The organism is Micromonospora zingiberis, assembly GCF_004331455.1.
In the GTDB taxonomy this organism is placed as follows: Bacteria; Actinomycetota; Actinomycetes; order Mycobacteriales; family Micromonosporaceae; genus Micromonospora; species Micromonospora zingiberis.
The window spans coordinates 505,682-522,091 of the sequence record NZ_SJJR01000002.1; the positions used below are offsets into that span (position 1 = coordinate 505,682).

At 71.5% G+C, this 16,410-nt stretch carries 13 protein-coding genes; 8 read left to right on the plus strand and 5 right to left on the minus strand.

The genetic code is table 11. From position 1 onward, the window contains the following. Positions 1-2 precede the first annotated feature (2 nt). The 4 genes from mtrB to hpf all read left to right on the plus strand — a co-directional run bounded on the left by mtrB (position 3) and on the right by hpf (position 5,133). Complete coding sequence (mtrB, locus tag E0H26_RS05315; protein ID WP_131301384.1) at positions 3-1,760, plus strand: MtrAB system histidine kinase MtrB; 1,758 nt, start codon at positions 3-5, stop codon at positions 1,758-1,760. Further along, entirely contained in the window at positions 1,757-3,547 is a 1,791-nt protein-coding gene (locus E0H26_RS05320) for an LpqB family beta-propeller domain-containing protein (RefSeq protein ID WP_131301386.1), read from the plus strand. Before mtrB ends, E0H26_RS05320 begins: the two co-directional genes overlap by 4 nt. A 10-nt stretch (positions 3,548-3,557) precedes the next feature. Beyond that, positions 3,558-4,253: a ComF family protein gene (locus E0H26_RS05325; protein ID WP_420812789.1), complete on the plus strand. Its 696-nt coding sequence runs from the start codon at positions 3,558-3,560 to the stop codon at positions 4,251-4,253. Positions 4,254-4,503: 250 nt separating this feature from the next. After that, positions 4,504-5,133 carry a ribosome hibernation-promoting factor, HPF/YfiA family gene (gene hpf / locus E0H26_RS05330; protein ID WP_131301390.1) on the plus strand — a complete coding sequence of 210 codons (630 nt, stop codon included), beginning with the start codon at positions 4,504-4,506 and terminating at the stop codon, positions 5,131-5,133. Between the two features lie 58 nt (positions 5,134-5,191). Here hpf and E0H26_RS05335 read toward each other — a convergent pair whose 3' ends face one another. Continuing rightward, a complete protein-coding gene (locus E0H26_RS05335; RefSeq protein WP_131301392.1) occupies positions 5,192-6,304 on the minus strand; it encodes a GNAT family N-acetyltransferase in 1,113 nt (370 codons plus the stop codon). Next, positions 6,301-7,506: a GNAT family N-acetyltransferase gene (locus E0H26_RS05340; protein WP_131301394.1), complete on the minus strand. Its 1,206-nt coding sequence runs from the start codon at positions 7,504-7,506 to the stop codon at positions 6,301-6,303. Before E0H26_RS05340 ends, E0H26_RS05335 begins: the two co-directional genes overlap by 4 nt. Positions 7,507-7,676: 170 nt before the next feature. Here E0H26_RS05340 and secA point away from each other — a divergent pair, with 170 nt between their 5' ends. Further along, positions 7,677-10,616 (plus strand): preprotein translocase subunit SecA, encoded by a 2,940-nt coding sequence (gene secA, locus E0H26_RS05345; RefSeq protein ID WP_131301396.1) that lies wholly within the window; start codon positions 7,677-7,679, stop codon positions 10,614-10,616. 105 nt (positions 10,617-10,721) lie between these two features. Here the strand turns inward: secA and E0H26_RS05350 are convergent, their stop codons facing one another. Then, the gene (locus E0H26_RS05350; protein WP_131301398.1) at positions 10,722-11,327 is read right to left on the minus strand and encodes an Rv3235 family protein; all 606 of its coding nucleotides are present in this window, start codon (positions 11,325-11,327) and stop codon (positions 10,722-10,724) included. Between the two features lie 120 nt (positions 11,328-11,447). Next, on the minus strand, positions 11,448-11,678 hold the full coding sequence (locus tag E0H26_RS05355) for a helix-turn-helix domain-containing protein (protein ID WP_206024892.1): 231 nt from the start codon (positions 11,676-11,678) through the stop codon (positions 11,448-11,450). Positions 11,679-11,896: 218 nt separating this feature from the next. On the opposite strand from E0H26_RS05355, the gene E0H26_RS05360 reads away from it, so the two are divergent. Continuing rightward, entirely contained in the window at positions 11,897-12,421 is a 525-nt protein-coding gene (locus tag E0H26_RS05360; protein ID WP_131301402.1) for a DUF6912 family protein, read from the plus strand. A gap of 5 nt (positions 12,422-12,426) precedes the next feature. On the opposite strand, the gene E0H26_RS05365 is transcribed toward E0H26_RS05360, so the two are convergent. Further along, positions 12,427-13,536 (minus strand): hypothetical protein, encoded by a 1,110-nt coding sequence (locus tag E0H26_RS05365; protein WP_240742010.1) that lies wholly within the window; start codon positions 13,534-13,536, stop codon positions 12,427-12,429. Between the two features lie 301 nt (positions 13,537-13,837). Here E0H26_RS05365 and pruA point away from each other — a divergent pair, with 301 nt between their 5' ends. Both pruA and E0H26_RS05375 read left to right on the plus strand, forming a co-directional pair. After that, positions 13,838-15,466, plus strand: coding sequence for an L-glutamate gamma-semialdehyde dehydrogenase (pruA, locus tag E0H26_RS05370; protein WP_131301404.1), 1,629 nt, complete (start codon positions 13,838-13,840; stop codon positions 15,464-15,466). Positions 15,467-15,667: 201 nt separating this feature from the next. Continuing rightward, on the plus strand, positions 15,668-16,186 hold the full coding sequence (locus E0H26_RS05375) for a PadR family transcriptional regulator (protein WP_131301406.1): 519 nt from the start codon (positions 15,668-15,670) through the stop codon (positions 16,184-16,186). The last annotated feature ends 224 nt before the right edge of the window (positions 16,187-16,410 follow it).

Consider the following 16,410-nt stretch of genomic DNA (forward strand, 5'->3'; position numbering starts at 1 on the left):
CTGTGACCACCTCCCCGATCCCCGATCTTGACGCGACGTCCCGCCGGCCCGGCGTCGGGCGGGAGTTGTGGCGCCGGCTCAGCGGTCGCCTCGCCCGGCTGCTCGCCGGACTGCACCAGACCTGGCGCCGCTCGCTCCAGGTGCGGGTGGTCACCATCACGCTGGTGGTGTCCAGCCTGCTGGTGGGTGGGTTCGCGTTCCTGATCGCCGACAAGATCACCAGCATCCTGCTGGACAACGCCAAGACCGACGTACGGTCGCGGCTGACCAGCGGCGCGGATTACGCGGCCAAGCAGTTCAGCCTCTACAGCCAGCCGCAGGAGGCCCAGCTCCAGGAGACCATCGACGGCACGGTCAACTACCTGGCCGGCGGCGACCCGCAGCAGACCAGCGGAGTGGTGGTGGCGCTGACCGCGGACGGTGCCGGCGGGATGATCCTGCCGCGTAGTTCGCCGGCGGTCGATTTCCGGCCGTTGCTCAGCCCTGACCTGCGGGCGGCGGTGGCCGGCGGCAACGTGGCCAACCAGATCCAGACCGGCCGGCTCACCGGCGACCGGGCCACGAAGTACCTGGTCTACGGGTCGCCGGTGCCGACCCGTTTCGGTCAGGTGGAGCTCTACTACTTCGTGCCGCTGACCTTGCAGGACACGACGGCCAGCCAGGCGCGAGCCACGGTGGTGGCCACCGGAGTGGCCCTGGTGCTGCTGCTCGGCCTGCTCGCGGCGCTGGTGACCCGGCTGGTGGTGACGCCGGTACGGGTGGCGGCGCGCACCGCCCAGCGGCTCTCCGCCGGCCTGCTCGACCAGCGGATGGCGGTCAACGGCGAGGACGACCTGGCCCTGCTCGCCGCCTCCTTCAACCAGATGGCCACCAACCTGCAACGGCAGATCCTGCGCCTGGAGGAGATGTCCCGGCTACAGCGCCGATTCACCTCGGACGTCTCGCACGAATTGCGCACCCCGCTGACCACGGTACGGATGGCGGCCGATCTGATCTTTGCCGAGCGCGACGGCTTCGAGCCGGCGGTGGCGCGCAGCGCCGAGCTGTTGCAGGCCGAGCTGGACCGGTTCGAGGAACTGCTGACCGACCTGCTGGAGATCAGCCGGTTCGACGCGGGTTTCGCGGTCCTCGACGCCGAGCCGACCGACGTGGTGCCGGTGGTGCACCGGGTGGTGGACCGGCTCTCCGGGCTGGCCGAGCGGGTCGGCGTGGAGATCGAGCTGGACGTGCCGACCGCTCCGGTGATCGCCGAGATCGACCCGCGCCGGGTCGAGCGGGTGCTGCGCAACCTGGTCGGCAACGCCGTGGAGCACGGCGAGGGGCGGCCGGTGCGGATCACCCTGGGCATCGATGACACCGCCGTCGCGGTGACCGTGCGCGATCACGGGGTGGGACTCAAGCCCGGCGAGGAAAAGTTGGTCTTCAACCGGTTCTGGCGGGCCGATCCGTCCCGGGCCCGGCAGACCGGTGGCACCGGGCTGGGACTGTCGATCAGCCTGGAGGACGCGCGGCTGCACGGCGGCTGGCTGGAGGCGTGGGGGGCACCCGGGCAGGGCGCCCAGTTCCGGCTCACCCTGCCGGCGCGGGCCGGCGATCGCCTGATCACCTCGCCGCTGCGGCTGGTGCCGGCCGACGCCACCCTGCCGTTCGGCGCGACGTCCACCGATGGTCTGCTGGCCATCGGTCCCGCCTCGGACGGGGTGCTCGTGGTCGGGCCGGCGGCGCCGGCCCCCGAACAGCGCGCGGAGGTGGCGTCGTGAAGCGGCGACTGCTCAGCGGCGTGCTCGGCGCGGTGCTGGTGATGGTCGGGCCGGCGGGCTGCGGCATCCCCGAGCGCTCGGCGGTGCAGACCGACCACCGGGGGCCGGCGGCCGAGACCAGCTGGTCGCTGGGGCGGGGCAGCGAACCACCGAACAGGGAGGCCAGCGGAAGCGACGCCGAGGCCTTCGTGCGTAACTTCCTGGCCGCCGCGGCGGGCGAACCGGATCGGGCGTACGAGCGGGTCAAGCAGTTCATCGCGGTGCCGGAACGCAGCGGCCTGCAGGTGAAGCAGGGCAGCGAGGTGGCGCTGTCGGTGGTCCGGCTCACCGACGACCCGGTGATCGAGCAGGACGTCGACAGCATGAAGGTCACCATCGCCGTGCAGCAGGTCGGCCTGTTGCGGACCAACGGCATGCTGGTGCCCCCCCTGGCCACCGAGACGACGTACGAGTTCCGCCTGGTCAACGCCGGTCCGGCAGGCCAGGACGACGCCAGCTTCTACGTCAGCAGCCCACCGAACGTGCTGCTGCTCAGCGACGAGGCGCTGCGCCTGTACTACCAGGCGGAGTCCATCTACTTCTGGAACTCCGAACGCACCCGCCTGGTGTCCGACCTGCGCTATCTCTCCTCGGCGGTGCCCGCCGAGCGTCGGGTGAGCGAGGTGGTCCGATGGCTGACCGCCGGCCCCTCGGACTGGTTGCGGGTCGGCGTCTCCGGCCTGCCCGACCGCACCGAGATGATCAACAATGCCACCGGCTCGGACGGCCGGTGGGAGGTCAACCTCGACATGCCGGGCGCCGATGACGTCCGGCTGGAGCAGTTCGCCACCCAACTGGCCTGGTCTCTGCTGGAACTGGACGGCATCCTGGAGATCAAGATCCTCAACCAGTCCCGCAAGTTGGTCGACCTCGGTGAGCAGCGGACGGCGAACCAGCTGTACCGGCTCGACGACAACGCCCGGCGATTCTGCGTCTACGAGGGCGCGATCCACGCACTCGCCGTGGCCAACGAGTCGATCGGGCGGGTTCCCGTGGCGCCCGCCGCGAACCACGACGTGGTCTCCGCAGGGCTGCGCCGCGCTGGCGACGACGTGCTGGCCGCCCTGGTGGTGGCCGGGGCGGACGGCCGGCAACGGCTGAACGTCGGCCGGGGCAGGGACGTGGTGGAGAGCTTCACGGCGGGGCCGTTGCACACCGCGATCGGCCGGCCGGTCTGGCTGCGCACCGGCGACCAGCCGGCCGGCCTGGTGGTCGCCGACGGCGAGCTGTACCGCTTCGACGGTCGGGCGGCGATGTACCCGGTACAACTCGGCCTGCCCGGGCGGGTCGACGCGGTGGCGGCCGCCCTGGACGGGCACCGGATCGCCCTGATCGTCGGCGGCGCGCTGCACGTCGCCGCGATCAGCTGGGAGGGCGGCGTACCCACCATCGGTCCCACCCGGCGGCTGGCCACCTCGCTGACCCGGCTGACGGTGGTCGACTGGTGGGCGGAGAGTCGCCTGTTGGTGGCCGGCGCGGCCGGTCGGCCGGCGATCTACGACGTCAGCATCGACGGCGCGCTGGAGACCCGGCTGCGGGACGACGCTGGCGCCGAGGTCACCCACCTGGCGGCCTACCCCGCCGCCCCGACCTCGCCGCTCGCCGGCACGTTCATGTACGAGGCCAACGGGGTGATCTACCGCAACAACCCGTTCGAGCGGATCGTGCGGGAACAGGTCCAGGACGTCGCCGCACCGCCTGCCGGCGTCCGTCCGGGCAACCCCACCGCACCCATCTTCCTGTACTGAGTCGCCAGTGCTGCGCGGGCTGTGGACGGATCTGACCGACCTGGTGCTGCCCACGGAGTGCGCCGGCTGCCGACAGCGCCGGTCCGGGCTACGGCACGGGGTGTGCCCGGACTGTGTGACCGCGCTGCGGGCGCTGCGCCCGGGGATGGTCCGACCGGTACCCGCCCCGGCGGGACTGCCACCGTGTCACGCGTTGGGCAGATACGGCGGACCACTGCGGGAAGCCCTGCTCGCGTACAAGGAGCATGGCCGGCACAGTCTGGCCCGACCTCTCGGTGCGCTGCTCGCCGAGGTGGTGGCGACGGCCGTCGGCCCGGCCCGGCCGCTGGTGCTGGTGCCGGTGCCGGACACCCCGGCGGCGGCGCGGGCCCGCTACGGCGACCACCTCGGTCGGCTGACCCGGCACTGTGCCCGCCGGCTCGGCGCGGCCGGCTGGCAGGTGCGGATCGCCCGGCCGGTACGCGCGACGCCACGACCGGACTCGGTCACGCTGGACAGCGCCGGACGGGCGGCGACGGCGATGGCCGCCTTCCGGGTGCGGCCGGAAGCCGGACCGGCGCCACGCGGCGCGACGGTGGTGTTGTTGGACGACATCATCACCACCGGGTCGACCCTCGCCGCGATCAGCCGACTGCTGAGCGTACGAGGACTGTCGCCGTCGGTGGCGGCGGTGCTGGCGGCCACCGAGAAAAGGCACCAGCCGTGACCGATTGTGTTTCCATTTCACCCCTTCGTGTGTGAGCTGTGGAAATTCCTGGGCGTTGTCGACGACTGGGGGTGACGGCCGGGCAAACAAGAGTTAGCGTTTGCCTGTCGGGGGTAGGAAGGCCATCCCACCCACTCCCGGCGGTGAGAGGAGGCGTAGCCGTATTGACCGGTCGACGCCGAGCGGGACCCTTCCCCGGACGCGCGACCGGAGTTCTCGGAGCAACGACCGTCCGAACAAGGGAGGTCACGTGGACATCGTGGTCAAGGGCCGTAACGTCGAAGTGCCGGACCATTACCGGGTGCACGTAGCAGAAAAACTCGCAAAGATCGAACGCTACGACCACAAGCTAATCCGTGCCGAGGTGGAACTCTTCCACGAGCGCAATCCGCGCCAGGCCGACCATTGCCAGCGGGTGGAGATCACCTGCTTCTCGCGCGGCCCGGTGATCCGGGCCGAAGCCTGCACCAGCGACTTCTACAGTGCACTGGACGCCGCGATCGCCAAGCTCGACGCCCGACTACGGCGCGCCGCCGATCGCCGCCGCGTGCACCGGGGCCGGCACGCGCCACTGTCGGTCGCCGCCGCCACCGCCGGCCTGCCCGTCACCGACCTGCCCACCTCCGCGCTGGCCGCGCCGGGTGGCACCGCGACCGCCGTCGCCGAGCGGGCCGAGGACGACGAGTACGACGACCAGCCGTGGCACCTCGCCCGGGAGAAGGTGCACCCGGCCGAGCCGATGACCATCGACGACGCGCTGTTCCAGATGGAACTCGTCGGCCACGACTTCTACCTGTTCCAGGACAAGGAGTCCGGGCGCCCGAGCGTGGTCTACCGGCGACACGCGTACGACTACGGCATCATCTCGCTCGACATCTGACCGGCAGCGGCGCGGGCGGGGACGGCAGCCGTCCCCGCCCGCGCCGTACCGTCGCCGGTCAGCCCAGCAGGTCGCCGGGGAGCAGCCCGAACACCGTCGAGTCGGCCCGGCTGCCGTCCGCGCCGGGCAACCGGGCGCGCAACAGTCCCTCGTAGCGGAAGCCGGCCCGTTCCAGCACCCGCCGGGAGGCCAGGTTCTCCGGCAGGGTGCCGGCCCACAGCCGAGCCAGGCCGACGTGTTCGAAGCCCCACCGGGCGAGCAGTCGTACCGTGCGGGTGGCGTAGCCGCGTCCACGCCAGGCCGGGAACAGGCTGTAGCCGAGCATCGCCTGACCGGCGGCGGGCTGGTCGTAGAGCAGCATGCAACTGCCGGCCACCGCCCCCGACGTGGCGTCGAGGATGGTCATCGCCGCGACCCTGCCGCCCAGCCACTGACTCGCCGCCCCCTGGCCGCGCCGGTCGATCTCCTCGCGGGTGGGTGCGCCGGGTGGCACCCGGGTGGCCATCACGTCCGGGCTGGTGTGCAGGCGGTACATCTCGTCGCTGTCCTCGGGCACGAGCCGCCGCAGCACGACCATGCCGTCGGTGAGCCGCCCGCCGGGCAGGTCGGGCAGCGGTCGGGGGTACGGCCCGGGCGGATCGTCGGCCAGGCGGACCCACACCGTGAGGTCGCGCCGGCCACCACCGCGCGCCGCGCCGGCGCCTCGGCGTACCCCCTCGGGCCGGAAACCGGCGGCCAGCGCGACCCGTTGGCTGGCCGCGTTCTCCACCGCGGTGAGCAGTTCCAGCCGTTCGGTGCCGCTGGTGAAGGCGTACGCGGCCAACGCCCGGGTCGCCGCGGTGGCCACCCCGCGTCCCCGCGCGTCCGGCAACACCCAGTAGCCGATCTCTGCCTGGCGCCGCTGCGGCACCGGATGGCTCAGCCCGACCGTGCCGAGCAGCCGATCGGTGGCCGGATCGGCGACGGCGTACGCGGCCCCGCCAGCGGTGAAGGCCGCTGGTGCGCCCTCGGTGACCCACCGCCGGGCGTCCGCCTCGGTGTACGGGTCGGGCAGGCCGTCGAGGAACCGCTGGGTGAGCGGGTCGGCGCAGCCGGCGACGATGTCGGCCACGTCGTCCAGGCGGAACGGCCGCAGGCGTACGCCCTGGGTTTCGATGGTCTCGGGCGTCATGCCGTCACCTGGCCCGGCCCGCGATCGGTCCCTGCGGTGCCGCTGGTCTGCTGGTCGCCGGCCAGGTCCTCGGCGAGTAGCGCGCCGATCCAGGCGTCGACCCGGGCACCCCGATGGTTGAGGGCAGCCCGGGCGGTGCCCTCCATGGTGAAGCCGGCCTTCTCGGCGACCCGGCGCGAGGCGACGTTGCCGACGTTGGCCCGCCACTCGATCCGGGCCAGCCGGAGAACGGCGAAGCCCCAGGTGGTCAGGGCCGCCAGCGCCGCCGGCTGGTAGCCCCGGCCGCGCGCGGATGGCGCGGTCATGAAGCCGACGTCGGCCAGCAGCGGGTCGGCGGGTGACAGCCGCAGGTCGATCGAGCCGGCATAGCGGTCCTGGTCGTCGGCGATCACGTAGCACGCGGCGATGCCGCCGGCCCACCAGTCCCGGCAGGAGGTCAGGTAGGACTCGGCCGCCGACCGGTCGTACGCCTCCGGCACGGTGGTCCAGCGCAGCGTGTCCGGATCCTGGCAGGTGACCACCAACTCGTCGAGGTCGCGTTCCGCCAACGGGCGCAGGCGCAACTCGTACCCTCCGGTGGTGGCCAACAGGGTCGGCTGCGGCCGGCCGAAGACGGCGGCCCGGTGCGCCTCCAGAGTGCCCGGTCCGGCCGGGCCGAGGGCGCCGGGTGCCGGCACGTCACCGGGCCGCAGCGAGCCGAACCACTCGTAGCTGCCGGATCGCGGGTCGGCGCGGCGCAGCCGGCCCTCGATCCGGAAGCCGGCCCGGAGGGCGACCAGGCGGGAGGCGTGGTTGCCCGTCGTCGCCACCCAGAGCAGCCGGCGCAGCTTCAGTTCGTCGAAGGCCCAGCGGGCGAGGGCCCGGACCGCGCGAACCGCCACCCCCTGCCCGCGGGCCCACGGCGCGGTCCAGTAGCCGATCTCGCTGAGCTCACGGGTGCGGTCGATCGTGTGCAGGTCACAGCCGCCGAGTAGTTGGCCGGTGCTGGCGTCGCAGACCGCGAAGGACGCTGCGGTGCCCTCTTCCCACTGTTGCGTCCGCTTGGCGACGAATGTCCGTGCGTGTTCCGGCAGGTACGGACGCGGGATGCTGGTCGAGCGCTGGATGTCCGGGTCCTGGAAGGCACGGTGCAGGTCGTCGGCATCCTCGGCGCGCCACGGCCGGAGCACCAGGCCGGCCTCGATGATCTCCACGGGCTCCATCCGACCCATCGTGCCGGATCGTTCGCCCACGGCGTAACAGGAAAACCGGCGCGCGACCCGGCCTGTCGTGCGTTATGTCGGTTTCGGCATGGCCGACCGCCGCCACCAGTGACCATTGGCCCGATGAAACGCCTACGATGGTTCGAGACTGTCTAGGGGAGCGTTGATCCGTGTCGATTCTGGAAAAGGTCCTTCGCGCGGGCGAGGGGCGCATGGTGCGCCGGCTCAAGGCGATTGCCGCCGCCGTCAACTCGATCGAGGACGACTACGTCAACCTCACCGACGACGAGCTGAGTGGCATGACCGAGCAGTTCAGGGAACGGCTCGCCGAAGGCGAGACCCTGGACGACCTGTTGCCCGAGGCGTTCGCGGTCTGCCGGGAGGCAGCGGCGCGGGTGCTCGGCCAGCGGCCGTACGACGTGCAGGTGATGGGTGGCGCGGCGCTGCACTTCGGCAACATCGCCGAGATGAAGACCGGTGAGGGCAAGACCCTGACCTCGGTCATGCCGGTCTACCTCAACGCGCTGTCCGGCAAGGGCGTGCACGTGGTCACCGTCAACGACTACCTGGCGCAGCGGGACGCCGCCTGGATGGGCCGGGTGCACCAGTTCCTCGGGCTGACCGTCGGCGTGGTGCTGCCCAACCGGCCCGCCGCCGAGCACCGCGCGGCGTACGAGTGCGACATCACCTACGGCACGAACAACGAGTTCGGCTTCGACTACCTGCGCGACAACATGGCCTGGTCGAAGGACGAGCTGGTCCAGCGCGGCCACAACTTCGCCGTGGTCGACGAGGTCGACTCCATCCTGATCGACGAGGCCCGGACCCCGCTGATCATCTCCGGCCCGGCCGAGCACTCCGCCCGCTGGTACGGCGAGTTCGCCGCCGTGGTGGCCCGGTTGCAGCTCGGTAAGGACGGCGAGGGCGACTACGAGGTCGACTACTCCAAGCGCACCATCGCGGTCACCGAACGCGGCGTGGCCAAGGTCGAGGACCGGCTCGGCATCGACAACCTCTACGAGTCGGTGAACACCCCGCTGGTCGGCTACCTGAACAACGCCATCAAGGCCAAGGAGCTCTACAAGCGCGACAAGGACTACATCGTCAGCGACGGCGAGGTCCTCATCGTCGACGAGTTCACCGGCCGCATCCTGCACGGCCGTCGCTACAACGAGGGCATGCACCAGGCGATCGAGGCCAAGGAGGGGGTGGAGATCAAGCAGGAGAACCAGACCCTGGCCACCATCACCCTCCAGAACTACTTCCGCCTCTACGACAAGCTCTCCGGCATGACCGGTACCGCCCAGACCGAGGCGGGCGAGTTCAACAAGGTCTACAAGGTCGGCGTGGTGACCATCCCGACCCACCGGCCGATGGTCCGGCAGGACCGCGCCGACGTCATCTACAAGACCGAGAAGGCCAAGTTCAACGCGGTCATCGAGGACATCGCCGAGCGGCACCAGGCCGGGCAGCCGGTGCTGGTCGGCACCGTCTCGGTGGAGAACTCCGAGATCCTGTCCCAGTTGCTGCGCCGCCGGGGCATCCCGCACTCGGTGCTGAACGCGAAGTTCCACGCCCGCGAGGCGGAGATCGTCGCGCAGGCCGGTCGCAAGGGCGCGGTCACGGTGGCCACCAACATGGCCGGTCGAGGCACCGACATCCTGCTCGGCGGCAACCCCGAGTTCCTCGCCGCGAGCGAGCTGCGCCAGCGCGGCCTCGACCCGGAGGAGAACGCCGAGGAGTACGACAAGGCGATGGAGGAGGTCCTGCCGAAGTGGAAGCAGGCCTGCGACGCCGAGGCCGATGAGGTGGGCGCCGCCGGCGGGCTCTACGTGCTGGGCACCGAGCGGCACGAGTCCCGGCGGATCGACAACCAGCTGCGCGGTCGGTCCGGCCGGCAGGGCGACCCGGGTGAGTCGCGCTTCTACCTGTCGTTGCAGGACGAGCTGATGAAGCGGTTCCGCTCCGGCGCGGTCGAGGCGGTCATGGAGCGCTTCAACATTCCGGAGGACGTGCCCATCGAGTCCAAGATGGTCACCCGCCAGATCAAGAGCGCCCAGGCCCAGATCGAGGGTCAGAACGCCGAGATTCGCAAGAACGTCCTCAAGTACGACGAGGTCATGAACAAGCAGCGCCAGGTGATCTACGCCGAGCGGCTGCGCGTACTGAACGGCGAGGACCTCTCCGAGCAGGTCCGCAACATGATCGACGACGTGATCGAGGCGTACGTTCGGGGGGCCACCTCCGAGGGCTACGCCGAGGACTGGGATCTTGAGCAGCTCTGGTCCAGCCTCAAGCAGCTCTACCCGGTGGGCATCACCATCGAGGAGATCGAGGAGGAGGCCGGCGGTGCCCGAGGCGCCATCGACGCGGACTTCCTGACCTCCCGACTGCGGGAGGACGCGCACGGCGCGTACGACCGGCGGGAGGAGCAACTCGGCGCCGAGGGCACCCGGCAGCTGGAGCGGATGGTGCTGCTCCAGGTCATCGACCGCAAGTGGCGCGAGCACCTCTACGAGATGGACTACCTCCAGGAGGGCATCACGCTGCGGGCGTACGCCCAGCGTGACCCGGTGGTGGAATACCAGCGCGAGGGCTTCGCCATGTTCACCACCATGATGGACGGCATCAAGGAGGAGACGGTCGGCTTCCTCTACAACCTTGAGGTGCAGGTCGACGAGCCTGAGGCCGAGGCCGAGGCCGAGGCCGAGGAAGTCCAACTGCTGGACAAGCCGGTGGAGATCCGGGCCAAGGGCCTGGGCCGCGCGCCGCAGCAGCAGGGGTTGCAGTACTCCGCGCCGACCATCGACGGCGAGGCCGGGGCCGGTGCGGTTGCCGTGCAGCGTGACGACCAGCGGGCGCCGGCGCTCGGCATCGGCGGTCCGGCGCCCGGCGCCCCGGCGGCACCCGGGCGGACCGCCCCAGCGGCGCCGCAGCGTCCGGCCGGCGGGGTGCGCGGTGCCGGGGTGGCGTCCAGCACGGCCCGCCAGTCGGCGAGCACCGGGCAGGCGGCGGCCAGCAACGGCCCCTCCCGCAACGCACCGTGCCCCTGCGGCTCCGGGCGTAAGTACAAGCGCTGCCACGGCGCCCCGGGTGGCAACGCCAGCTGATTGATCCTAGAGTCGCGGATCTTGGTGCGAGACGGCCTCCATGCGGGCCATTTCACACCAAGATCCGCGAGACAGTACCTGTTGTGGCGTGCCGCCGGCACGTCGTCAGAGCACGCGCAGGTCGGTGCAGAGCCAACTGCCGCGCCGGTGTTCCAGGCGTAACGCCATGGCCCAGCTGGCGTCGGCCGCTCCGGTGAGCACGGCGGCGGCCTCGATGGCGGCCGGGTTCAGCTCGCAGACGCGCAGCCGGCGCAGCCGCAGACCCGGGCGAGGGCTGCGGCGCCGCGTCGGCACGCCACGGGAGGCGGCGCGAGCCAGCTCGGGCAGCAGTTGTGCGGTGCGCGCCGGATCGAGTTGGCGGCGCAGCTGCACCGGCGGCCGGAAGCCGTTGAACACCTCGATGCAGTTGGCCACGAAACGGTGGGCCACCCGGGTCGCCGCCGGGGTGGCGGTGGCCAGGGCGCCCGGCGGTAGCTGCCGGGCCGGGGCGGGGCGTCCCGGGACTGGACGGGCGGCGACGCGCTGGACCGGTGGGCGGTCGGGTTCACGCCGTGCGGGCCACGGTGGGAGGGCGAAGAGGTCGAGGGCGAGTTGCCCCTCGCCGGGCCCGGGCCAGCCGCTGCCCTCGTCGACGAAGGGCGGGTCGTACGCCGGTGCCGGCCGCAGTCGCACGGGCGGGCGGCTCGGCCCAGGTCGTCGGGGATCCATCATCGCCTGCCCTCAACTTCTCGCACGGCCGATGTTCCTTACGTTTGCCTTCGTTTGCCTTCGATGAGCCCCATTCTCAGGCATGGCAGAGGTGTCGGTCAATGGCTGCGTGAGGTGATCCGGCTACTCGGGGTCGCGCTCGGCCAGCGGGTTGCCGCGTACCCACTCGGCGGTCTCCGCGTACTTCCGCTGGATGTACTCCTCCAGTCGGGCGCGCTCCACGCGCCACTGACCCCGGCCGCCGATCTTGATCGCGGGTAGCTCGCCACTGCGCACCATGTGGTAGACCTGCGAGTCCGACACGTTCAGCTCGGCGGCTACGTCGGACAGGAGCAGGAACCTCGGCTCCACCAGAACTCCCCGGGTTGGCGTCGTTTGCCTCAGTTTGCCATCGAGGGCTGACTTCTCGGCAGTCACTGAGCATGCCATGCGCGACGCCAGGTAGGACACACCGGCCGTGCCGAACTTCCGCCAAGGCGGGTGCGGGGTGTATGACGGTCAGGGCGTACGGCAGATCGTGCGTCCGCCGGCGGAAAACGCTGGCGAGCGAAGCAGAGCGGGGGAGACCAACGGTGACCGACGAGCTTGTCCGGGTGTACCTGCCGGCAACCGTGCCGATGCTGACCAGGCTGCCCGAACACGGACTCACCGCGACCCAGGCGCACGCCGTGACCCCGATGCTGCGCGAGTGGTACGCCGAGGGCGACGAGGAGGAGTTGGAGTACGTCGCCTTCACCCGCGCCGCCCAGGATGCGCTGCAACTGCTCCGGCACGACCCGGCGGCGCCGCGTCGGCGGGTGGTGGTCTCGGCCGACCTGCCCGCGTCAGCGCTCGACCGGGGCGCCGGTGAGCTGGGTTCCAGCGTGGTGGAGCTGCGGGCGGCGGTACCGGCCGGCGCCGTGGCGGCCCTGCACGTCGATGGCGCCGACGCGGTGCCGGATGTCGACGCCGCCGCGAAGGTGGTGGTGGAGGCGCTGGCCGGCGACCCCGACGCGCAGTTCACCGTCGATGGTGCCGAGGACCACGAGTTGGAGTGGTACGACCCCAGCGAGCTGGAAGTCCTGCTGCGCGACGCCGCCGGCCCGGGTGACCGGTAGCCCGCTCAGCGACCCGTCTTCGACCCGCCGTCGGCGCCGGTCGGCTCGGGCGCGCTGCCGTCCGGGGCGCCGGCCCCGGCGCCACCATCTCCGGCGGCGTCCTCCTCGGCGGCCGGGCTCAGCGTGCGCCCGAAGGTGATCATGGCGGTGAGCGCGCCCACGAACAGCACCCAGATGCCGTTGTCCACCCGGGAGGTGCCGAGCGAGGTCTGCGCCACCGCGTCCGCCTCGCTGAGGGCGGCGGCCAGGTCGATCAGGGAACGCCCGCCGACGCGGATGATCACCTCGGCGAGCAGGAGCAGCAGCCCGGGGCCGGCACCGGCGACCAGGTACGCCGGCCAGCGCAGGCCGCTGACGGTGGGGTCCTGGCGGGCGGCCCGCCGCCGTGCCCAGGTGAGATAGCCGAAGGCCAGGAAGCCGGCGATGAGACCGGCGAGCAACGATTCGGTACGCGACACCCAGCTGGCCGCGGTGACCAGCGACTGCTGGCTGTCGCCGGCGCCGAAGAGGTTGAACAGCGGATCCCGGGCGACACTGAACCCGACGACGAAGACCAGCGTGCCGAGCGCGGCGGAGGCGACGGCGCCGACGATTGCGCCGTTGCGGGCGCCGGCCAGCGCGCCGCCGATGACGGCCGCGGCGGCGGTGGTGCCGGCGATGGTGCGGGTGGTGGTGTTTCCGGCGTAGCTGAGGTCGATGGCGAGGGCGGCGGCGAGGCCGACCAGCAGGCCGGCACCGACCGCCACCGCGAAGCGCAGGGTGGCCCGGTCGCCCCGACGGGTGACCGGTTCGCCGGCCGCCAGCCCCACTGCGGCGCCGGCCACCAGGGCGGCCGAGATCACGCCCGGCAACGCGAAGGCGGACAGGCTGATCGCGGTGACCCCGGCGGTGGCCGAGCTGATCGCTTCCCGGGTGGACCAGAGCATCGCGGCCAGCCAGCCGGCCGCCAACAGCGCGAGCCCGATGGCGCCCGGCGCGCGTGGTGCCCGCCCGGCCGGTGCGGCGGATCCGTCGGCGACCTGGCCCGGGGCCGAGCCCGGTGCAGCGGCCACCGGGTCGGTGGTCGGCGGCCGGTCGGGCTGCGCGGCGGTCGGCCCGCCGGGCTGGTTGCTCATCGTCTCCCCTTTGCCACCGGACCCGACGACCTGGCCCGGGTACGTCACCGGCAATCCAGCGTACGCGCCCGGGTCGGGCATCGGTCCGAGCCCCGCGCGCCGCCGAGGCGACCTACTTTCCTTCGGTCTCTCAGGTTATCCGGGTACGAATCAGTGCCAGATCACCGCGATGACCTGTAGATCATTGGTCGCCCGCTGGCCGGGGTGCGATCGGTCGAAGCTGGGCGTGGAAAGATTGGGCCGAGGTCCCGCCACCCTGGGACCGGTTTCGCCATCGCCGTCGAGATCGCCAGGAGCCCTGATGGACGCCGTGTTCTCCGTACCCGAGCCGCGCAACGAGTCGGTGCGCACCTACGAGCCGGGCAGCACCGACACCGAACGGCTCCAACGGCGACTCGCCGAGCTGGCCGGCGAGCGGATCGACCTGCCGATGACCATCGCGGGCGAGCAGCGGATGGCCGGCGGCGAGTCGATCCGGGTGGTGCAACCGCACCGGCACGCGCACGTGCTCGGCGTCACCGGGCACGCCACCCACGACGACGCCCGGGCCGCCGTCAAGGCCGCCAAGGACGCCGCCCCCGGATGGCGGGCGCTGCCCTTCGAGGAGCGCGCGGCGATCTTCCTCCGCGCCGCCGAACTGCTCGCCGGCCCCTGGCGGGACACCCTCAACGCGGCCACCATGCTCGGCCAGTCGAAGACCGCCGTGCAGGCCGAGATCGACTCCGCCTGCGAGTTCATCGACTTCCTGCGGTTCAACGTGTACTTCGCCCGCAAGCTCCTCGCCGAGCAGCCGATGTCCTCGCCCGGGGTGTGGAACCGGTTCGACCACCGGCCGCTGGAGGGCTTCGTCTACGCGGTCACCCCGTTCAACTTCACCGCGATCGCCGGGAACCTGCCCTCGGCGCCGGCCCTGCTCGGCAACACGGTGGTCTGGAAGCCGGGCCCGACCCAGCAGTTCGCCGCACACTTCACCATGCGGCTGTTCGAGGCCGCCGGCCTGCCGCCCGGCGTGATCAACATGGTCACCGGCCGGGGCGAGGAGGTCTCCGACGTGGTGCTGGCCGACCCCGACCTGGCCGGCATCCACTTCACCGGCTCCACCAAGGTCTTCCAGCACCTGTGGCGCACCGTGGGGGAGAACATCGCCAGCTACCGGGGCTACCCCCGGCTGGTCGGCGAGACCGGCGGCAAGGACTTCGTGGTCGCGCACCCCAGCGCCGACGTCGACGCCCTGCACACCGCGCTGATCCGGGGCGCCTTCGAATACCAGGGCCAGAAGTGCTCGGCGGCCTCCCGGGCGTACGTCCCCCGGTCGATCTGGGAGGGTGGCCTGCGCGACCGGCTGGCCGCCACCGCGGACGGGCTGGCCTACGGCGACGTCACCGACTTCCGTAACTTCGGCGGCGCGGTGATCGACGACAAGGCGTTCGCCCGACACACCGCCGCGTTGGAGCTGATCTCCACCGACGAGAGCTGCCGGGTCATCGCCGGCGGCACCGCCGACGACTCGGTCGGCTGGTTCGTCCGCCCGACGATCTTCGAATGCGGCGACCCGGCGCACGAGACCTTCACCACCGAGTACTTCGGGCCGATCCTCGGCGTGCATGTCTTCGACGACGCCCGCTTCGACGACGTGGTCACCCAGGCCGAGTCGATCGCGCCGTACGCGCTGACCGGGTCGATCTTCGCCACCGACCGCCGGGTGGTCGACGCGGTGGCCGAGAAGATGCGGTACGCGGCCGGCAACTTCTACATCAACGACAAGCCGACCGGTGCGGTGGTCGGGCAGCAGCCCTTCGGCGGGGCCCGCGCCAGCGGCACCAACGACAAGGCCGGCTCCTGGCACAACCTGGTCCGCTGGATGTCCCCCCGGACGATCAAGGAAACCTTCGTCCCGCCCACCGACCACACCTACCCCCACATGGGCTGAGATGTAAGGAAGGGCCCCTTCTTAACGCCTGGTGTATAGGAAGGGGCCCCGCTTAACACCGCTGCTCGGGGATGGGCGCTACCCGGGTGAGTGGTGCCGTGGCGGACCGTCGCGCGCCGACAGTGCACATAGGAAACCCCATTGGGTGGCGAAACGGTGAAATCCTGGACGGCGGCCCGGCAAAGTGGCAGCGTGAAGGGCATGGCGGAATCCGGAGTCAACCCCACGGCGGCGGCCCTGCTCGGGCTGCTCCACGAGGGCCCCATGACAGGTGGCCAGTTGATGGCCGCCGCTGAGCGCCGACTGGCGCCGTACTGGTCGATGACCCGCAGTCAGGTCTACCGGGAGCTGCCGGTGTTGGCCGACAAGGGTCTCGTCCGGCTGGGTAAGCCCGGGCCGCGGATGAGTCAACCGTACGCGATCACGGCAGCCGGGAAACGAACATTCTCCCGTTGGCTGGCCGAGGATCCGGGGCGCGACACCATCCGCAACCCGATCGCCCTGCGGATCGCCTTCGGGCAACTGCACTCTGCGAACCAGCTGAAGAGCCTTCAGGCCGCGGCCAACGAATACCACACCGAGGCCCTGGCCCGGGTCCGCGAGCAGGTCAAGAACGCTCGCAAGGAAGGCGACGCGTACGACGCGAGCGCCCTGGAGTTCGCCGTGGCGTACCACAAGGCCGCGCTGTCCTGGCTGAAGAGCGCGCCGGTCAGCAGCTGATCGCCCCCGATTTGGCTCGGGACTGCGGGGCTCGCAAGCTCACTCCTCGCCCGAGCAGTGCTGATTTTGGCTCGGGACTGCGGGGCTCGCAAGCTCACTCCTCGCCCGAGCAGTGCTGATTTTGGCTCGGGACTGCGGGGCTCGCAAGCTCACTCCTCGCCCGAGCAGTGCTGATTTTGGCTCGGGACTGCGGGGCTCGCAAGCTCACTCCTCGCCCGAGCAGT